Consider the following 6,337-nt stretch of genomic DNA (forward strand, 5'->3'; position numbering starts at 1 on the left):
GAATGGCCGAGCGTCTAAGTAACGACTTTCAGTTCATCGATGTCGGGCGTAAAGACCCGAAGAAGAAACTGCTGCGTCAACGCAAGAAAGAGTTCGTGGAAATCTACGAGCCCTTCAAGCCTCAGCAGTCCGCCGATCAGGCGCACCGCTGCCTGGGCTGCGGTAACCCGTATTGCGAATGGAAGTGCCCGGTGCACAACTTCATTCCCAACTGGCTCAAGCTGGTTGCCGAGGGCAACATCCTGGCGGCGGCCGAGCTGTCGCACCAGACCAACACCTTGCCGGAAGTTTGCGGCCGTGTGTGCCCGCAGGACCGTCTGTGCGAGGGTGCCTGCACCCTGAACGACGGCTTTGGTGCCGTGACCATCGGTTCGGTCGAGAAGTACATCACCGACACTGCGTTCGCCATGGGCTGGCGTCCTGACATGTCCAAGGTCGTGCCGACCGGCAAACGCGTGGCAATCATTGGCGCAGGGCCTGCAGGTCTGGGCTGCGCCGATGTGCTGGTGCGTGGCGGCGTAACCCCGGTGGTGTTCGACAAGAACCCGGAAATCGGTGGTCTGCTGACCTTCGGTATCCCCGAGTTCAAGCTCGAAAAAACCGTACTCAGCCATCGTCGTGAAGTGTTCACCGGCATGGGTATCGAGTTCCGTCTCAATACCGAAGTCGGCAAGGACGTCACCATCGACCAGTTGCTCGAAGAATACGATGCCGTGTTCATGGGCATGGGCACCTACACCTACATGAAGGGCGGCTTTGCCGGTGAAGACCTGCCAGGCGTTCATGATGCACTCGATTTCCTGATCGCTAACGTCAATCGCAATCTGGGCTTCGAAAAGTCCCCTGAAGATTTCGTCGACATGAAAGGCAAGCGGGTCGTTGTGCTGGGTGGTGGCGACACGGCGATGGACTGCAACCGTACCTCGATCCGTCAGGGTGCCAAGTCGGTGACCTGCGCCTATCGTCGTGACGAAGAGAACATGCCGGGCTCGCGCAAGGAAGTGAAGAACGCCAAGGAAGAAGGCGTGAAGTTCCTCTACAACCGTCAGCCCATCGCCATCGTCGGCGAAGACAAGGTTGAAGGTGTGAAAGTGGTCGAGACCCGTCTCGGCGAGCCGGATGCCCGTGGCCGTCGCAGCCCCGAGCCGATTCCGGGTTCCGAGGAAATCATCCCGGCCGATGCCGTGGTCATCGCCTTTGGTTTCCGCCCGAGCCCGGCTGCCTGGTTCGAGCCCTTCACCATCAACACCGACAGCCAGGGCCGCGTGATCGCGCCGGAGCAGTCTCAGTACAAGCACCAGACCAGCAACCCGAAAATCTTCGCCGGTGGCGACATGGTTCGCGGGTCCGACCTGGTTGTGACCGCGATCTTCGAAGGCCGCAACGCAGCTGAAGGGATTCTGGATTACCTGGGCGTCTGATTGCTGTCACGCAACGGACAGCTGACCGTGGAAGCTTGCTCGCGAATGCTCTGTTCACACCGCCTCATGCGGCGGATGAACAGGCCTCTTCGTGAGCAAGTCCGCTCTCACAAATTGCCTCTCCATTCACCACGTTAACCTGTGTGTGCCCGGCGTCGTTTCTGCGCTTCATGCCTGAAAGCCCTTTTTTCTGCCTTTTCCCCACTGCTACTGGCAGTTCTGACAGTTTCCGTCACGGACTCATTCCGCTTAACTGAAAATTGGTTCAGTCGAGTCACGACTCGCTGCAAACCGAAACATCGACGTGCACTGCAGGATCGCAGGCGCGTTGTCACAGGGATTCAGTCACGATCAGGGAGTTGATCATGAACAAACTATTGGCTTTGATTTGCCTGGTCGCCGTACTCGGCGGTTGTACGGCCGCCAATTCTCTCAACGCCGGAAAAATCATCGGCGGTGAGCCCGCGCCCAGCGGGCAGTACCCATTCTTTGCTGCGCTGGTCAAGGAAGACGGTTCCCATATCTGCGGCGGTTCGCTCATTGCACCGCAGTGGGTGCTGACAGCAGCGCATTGCCTGATCAATACACAGGCCCACTCGGTGAGTATCGGTCTTGAGCAATACCGGCCTGTGCTCATCGAGAACGAGCGTATTGAGATCGCGGACGTTTTCCTTCATCCCGACTATGACGCCCGTGGTCAATACGACATAGCGCTGATCAAACTCGCCCGTCCCGCGCAAAGCACCCGGTTTCTGAAACTGAACGGTGCTGACACCTCTGTCCCCCTCGATGTTGGCACGCCAGTGACGTTGGTCGGTTTTGGTCGCACGGATGATGGGCGCTTGTCGGATGTGCTTTATCAGGGGCAGGGCCATGTGTTGGGCGAGTTGCTGTGTACCTACGTTCCTCCGGGCTATCCTGACACCAACTTCAACCCGGTCAACAATCTATGTGCGGGCTACAGTCAGGCAGGCGGCGATTCCGGCGGGCCTTTGCTGTATAGGACTGGTGACGACTATATAGAGGTTGGGTTGGTCAGCCGGTCTCTGTTTCAAAGTGCGGGCCAGTACACGCGTGTGTCTTATTTCATCGACTGGATAAACGCGATTATTCAAATGAATAAATAGTGCGCTCGCAATTGTCGTCAGCTTTCATTCTGGACGCCATGAGCGCCGTCTACTGCAACGCTGAAGCATGCGGCAAATCGACCCGATAGATAAAAGGCACGGCTCTTGCCGTGCCTTTTGCTTCGCGCTCTGAGAAAATACCCGCACTTTTATAGCGGATGCCGACATGACTGCCCTGAAGAACGACCGTTTCCTGCGCGCCTTGCTCAAGCAACCCGTAGACGTCACCCCTGTCTGGATGATGCGTCAGGCGGGTCGCTATCTGCCGGAATACCGTGCCAGTCGCGCCAGCGCTGGTGACTTCATGAGCCTGTGCAAGAACCCGCAGTTCGCTTGTGAAGTCACGATGCAGCCTCTGGACCGTTATCCACTCGATGCGGCCATTCTGTTCTCCGACATCCTGACCATCCCGGATGCCATGGGCCTGGGCCTGTATTTTGAAACTGGCGAAGGTCCGCGCTTCAAGAAAACCGTGAGCACGCTGGCTGACATCGAAGCCCTGCCAGTCCCGGATGCGCAAAAGGATCTGGGTTACGTGATGGACGCGGTCAGCACGATTCGCCGCGAACTCAATGGCCGTGTGCCGCTGATCGGTTTTGCCGGCAGCCCTTGGACGCTGGCGACCTACATGGTCGAAGGCGGCTCATCCAAGGATTTCCGTAAATCCAAGGCCATGCTGTACGACAACCCGCAAGCGATGCACCTGTTGCTGGACAAGCTCGCGCAGTCGGTGACCAGCTACCTCAACGGCCAGATTCTGGCCGGTGCGCAGGCGGTGCAGATTTTCGACAGTTGGGGCGGCAGCCTGTCCTCGGCGGCGTATCAGGAGTTTTCCCTGGCTTACATGCGCAAGATCGTCAACGGCCTGATTCGCGAACATGACGGTCGCAAAGTGCCAGTTATTCTGTTCACCAAGGGCGGCGGACTGTGGCTGGAAAGCATCGCTGATGCCGGTGCCGACGCATTGGGTCTGGACTGGACCTGTGACATCGGAGAAGCGCGTCGGCGTGTCGGCAGCAAGGTTTCACTGCAGGGCAACATGGACCCGACCGTGCTCTACGCACGTCCCGAAGCCATTCGCCAGGAAGTGGCGCGTATCCTCGCCAGCTACGGCAGCGGCACAGGCCACGTGTTCAACCTCGGCCACGGCATCACGCCCGAAGTCGACCCGGCAAACGCAGGTGCCTTCATCGAAGCGGTGCATGAGTTGTCGGCGCAGTATCACCAGAACTGAGTCGTCTGTGCGTTGATCGTGCCCACGCCAGCGTGGGCACTGATCGTGATCAGTCAGCCTTTTCCCGCCAAGGGCTGCAATTTCGCCAGCCGCAATGCCACACCCAGTGCCATCAGCAACAATACGCCAATGAACATCCCGATGCCGTTCCAGCCGGCGTAATGCCAGAAAACCCCGCCGCCGGTGCCTGCCACGCTGGAGCCTGCGTAATAGCAGAACAGGTACAGTGACGTCGCCTGGCCTCGGGCGACGGTCGCTCTGCGGCCGACCCAACTGCTGGCCACCGAATGCGCGCCGAAGAAGCCGAAGGTGAAGATCAGCACGCCCGCAATGACGACCGACAATGGCGTGAACAGGGTCAGGCTCAGGCCGAACAGCATCATGACGATCACGGCCCACAGCACGCGACGGCGACTCAGTCGATCCGCCAGTGCGCCGATCTTTGCCGAGCTGTAGATGCCCGACAGGTACACCACGGAAAACACACCCACGACCGCCTGGCTCAGGTTGTAGGGTTCGCTCAGCAGCCGATAGGCGATGTAGTTGAACAGGGTGACGAACGCGCCCATCAGCAGAAAACCGACCAGAAACAGCAACGGCAGGCCCTTGTCGCGAAACTGCACGACAAAGCCGTCCAGCAGGCTGCGAGGGTGCAACGAACGGGGGCGAAAGTGGCGCGACTCCGGCAGGATTCTCCAGAACACTGCCGCCGCGATCAGGGCCAGGCCTCCGACCACCAGCATTGCGGCATGCCAGCTCACGTAATCGATCATCACCCCGACGATCAACCGGCCGCTCATGCCGCCGACGGCGCTGCCCCCGATATACAGCCCCATTGCCAGTCCGAGGTGCGTGGGGTGTATTTCTTCACTGAGGTAGGTCATGGCCACGGCCGCCAGGCCACTGAGCGACAGCCCGACCAGCGCCCGGGTGATGAGCACGCCTTCCCAGCTCGGCATCAGCGCGCTGGCAATGGTGAACAGCGAGGCGCAGAACAGCGCCAGGACCATGACCGACTTGCGCCCAAGCCGGTCGGAGATCGGCCCGGTGATCAGCAGACCGATGGCGAGCATTGCGGTGGCGACCGAGAGAATCAGGCTGCTCTGGGCTGCCGTGATGGAAAACTCCTGAGAGAGCATCGGCATCATCGGCTGTACGCAATACAGCAGCGTAAAGGTCGAAAAACCGCCCGCGAACAAGGCCAGTGCCGTGCGTTTGAACAACGGCGTGTTTTTCTCGATGTAACGGTCTTCCAGCGCGACAGACGCTTCGCTGAGCAGGGTATTTGACGGAGCAGGAGATGGCGCAGTGACAGGGTTCACGGTAAACCTCAGAGCACGGTTCGGGCAGGCATGGAAAAATCATATAGCTGGCTAATGATTCAATCCAATATATTGTTCGACCTGTTTGATAGGTAAAACGACTTGATCGAGGCCGTATGGAACTGCGTCACCTGCGTTATTTCATTGCTGTTGCCGAAGAGCTGCACTTCGGGCGCGCCGCTCAGGTGCTGGGCATTTCCCAGCCGCCTCTGAGTCAGCAGATCCAGGCGCTGGAACAGGAACTGGGCACGCGTCTGTTCGACCGCACCAATCGGCGTGTGGAGTTGAGTGAGTCAGGGCGGCTGTTTCTCGACGAGGCGCGGCTGGTGCTGGCGCAGGTCGACAAGGCCGCTGATGTCGCCAGGCGAGCGCAGTTGGGGCAACTGGGCGAGCTGAAGATCGGGTTCACATCCTCGGCACCCCTGACATCGAACATACCCGAGGCCATTTTCGCGTTCCGCCAGGCTTACCCGCAGGTGCATCTGAACCTGACGGAGATGACCAGCCAGCAGGTCGCAGCGGGCCTCGAGGACAAGACCATCCAGGTCGGCATCATGCGGCCATTGGAATTGCCCGATGCGCTGGACGTGTGCGAGCTATTGAATGAGCCTCTGGTTGCAATCATGCGCGCCGACCACCCGCTGGCGGCGGGAAGTGAAGACGGCATCTTTATGTCAGCACTGGCGGCCGAGCCGTTCGTGTTTTTTCCACGCACCTACGGCAGCGGGATCTATGGCCAGATCCTGAGCCTGGCGCGTGCCGCAGGCTTCAATCCGTTGATCACTCAGGAAGCGGGCGAGCCCATGACCATGATTGGTCTGGTGGCGGCGGGGCTTGGCGTCACCGTATTGCCTGCCCCGTATCGCCGCATGCGCATTGACGGCGTGGTTTATCGCAACCTGCTCGACCCCGGCGCAACCAGCCCGGTCTGGCTGGTCAAGCGCAAGGATGAACAGTCGGCGATGGCCAAGGCGTTTTTCGAGCTGGCGACGAAGGGGTAGGACGCTGCAACAGTGATCACGTACGGCACTGAGCGTTACACGCACGTCCCGCAACCCGCTCAGTTTTTGTGGGAGGCCTGACTACGTCTTCGACGTAGCGCTGTCGCGCAACAAGCAGCGGATATTGATCTGCCCCCAAGCAGTCAGAGGGGTGTCCAGCTTTTGGGGTGCAGATCATCTCGTGGGAGCGGACTTGTCCGCGAATACTGTGTTTCAGTCGCTGAATATTTTT

5 protein-coding genes are annotated in these 6,337 nt (G+C 59.4%); 4 read left to right on the plus strand and 1 reads right to left on the minus strand.

The genetic code is table 11. The features are described from left to right. Positions 1–2: 2 nt before the first annotated feature. The 3 genes from H8S56_RS19695 to hemE all read left to right on the plus strand — a co-directional run bounded on the left by H8S56_RS19695 (position 3) and on the right by hemE (position 3,782). Positions 3–1,421, plus strand: a complete 1,419-nt coding sequence (locus H8S56_RS19695; RefSeq protein ID WP_024689070.1) for an FAD-dependent oxidoreductase — start codon at positions 3–5, stop codon at positions 1,419–1,421. A 365-nt stretch (positions 1,422–1,786) separates the two neighbouring features. After that, positions 1,787–2,548 (plus strand): S1 family peptidase, encoded by a 762-nt coding sequence (locus tag H8S56_RS19700; protein WP_235986824.1) that lies wholly within the window; start codon positions 1,787–1,789, stop codon positions 2,546–2,548. 166 nt (positions 2,549–2,714) lie between these two features. Further along, positions 2,715–3,782: a uroporphyrinogen decarboxylase gene (hemE, locus tag H8S56_RS19705; RefSeq protein WP_024689071.1), complete on the plus strand. Its 1,068-nt coding sequence runs from the start codon at positions 2,715–2,717 to the stop codon at positions 3,780–3,782. A gap of 53 nt (positions 3,783–3,835) precedes the next feature. On the opposite strand, the gene H8S56_RS19710 is transcribed toward hemE, so the two are convergent. Continuing rightward, on the minus strand, positions 3,836–5,062 hold the full coding sequence (locus H8S56_RS19710; protein ID WP_214654163.1) for an MFS transporter: 1,227 nt from the start codon (positions 5,060–5,062) through the stop codon (positions 3,836–3,838). A gap of 158 nt (positions 5,063–5,220) precedes the next feature. Here H8S56_RS19710 and H8S56_RS19715 point away from each other — a divergent pair, with 158 nt between their 5' ends. After that, positions 5,221–6,105 (plus strand): LysR family transcriptional regulator, encoded by an 885-nt coding sequence (locus H8S56_RS19715; protein WP_187519563.1) that lies wholly within the window; start codon positions 5,221–5,223, stop codon positions 6,103–6,105. The last annotated feature ends 232 nt before the right edge of the window (positions 6,106–6,337 follow it).

The sequence above is a fragment of the Pseudomonas triticifolii genome, assembly GCF_014358015.1.
Taxonomy (GTDB): domain Bacteria; phylum Pseudomonadota; class Gammaproteobacteria; order Pseudomonadales; family Pseudomonadaceae; genus Aquipseudomonas; species Aquipseudomonas triticifolii.

Bases quoted from the DNA above. Each gene is read 5' to 3' on its own strand.
- H8S56_RS19695 (WP_024689070.1), top strand. From the start codon at position 3: ATGGCCGAGCGTCTAAGTAACGACTTTCAGTTCATCGATGTCGGGCGT.
- hemE (WP_024689071.1), top strand. From the start codon at position 2,715: ATGACTGCCCTGAAGAACGACCGTTTCCTGCGCGCCTTGCTCAAGCAA.
- H8S56_RS19715 (WP_187519563.1), top strand. From the start codon at position 5,221: ATGGAACTGCGTCACCTGCGTTATTTCATTGCTGTTGCCGAAGAGCTG.
- H8S56_RS19700 (WP_235986824.1), top strand. From the start codon at position 1,787: ATGAACAAACTATTGGCTTTGATTTGCCTGGTCGCCGTACTCGGCGGT.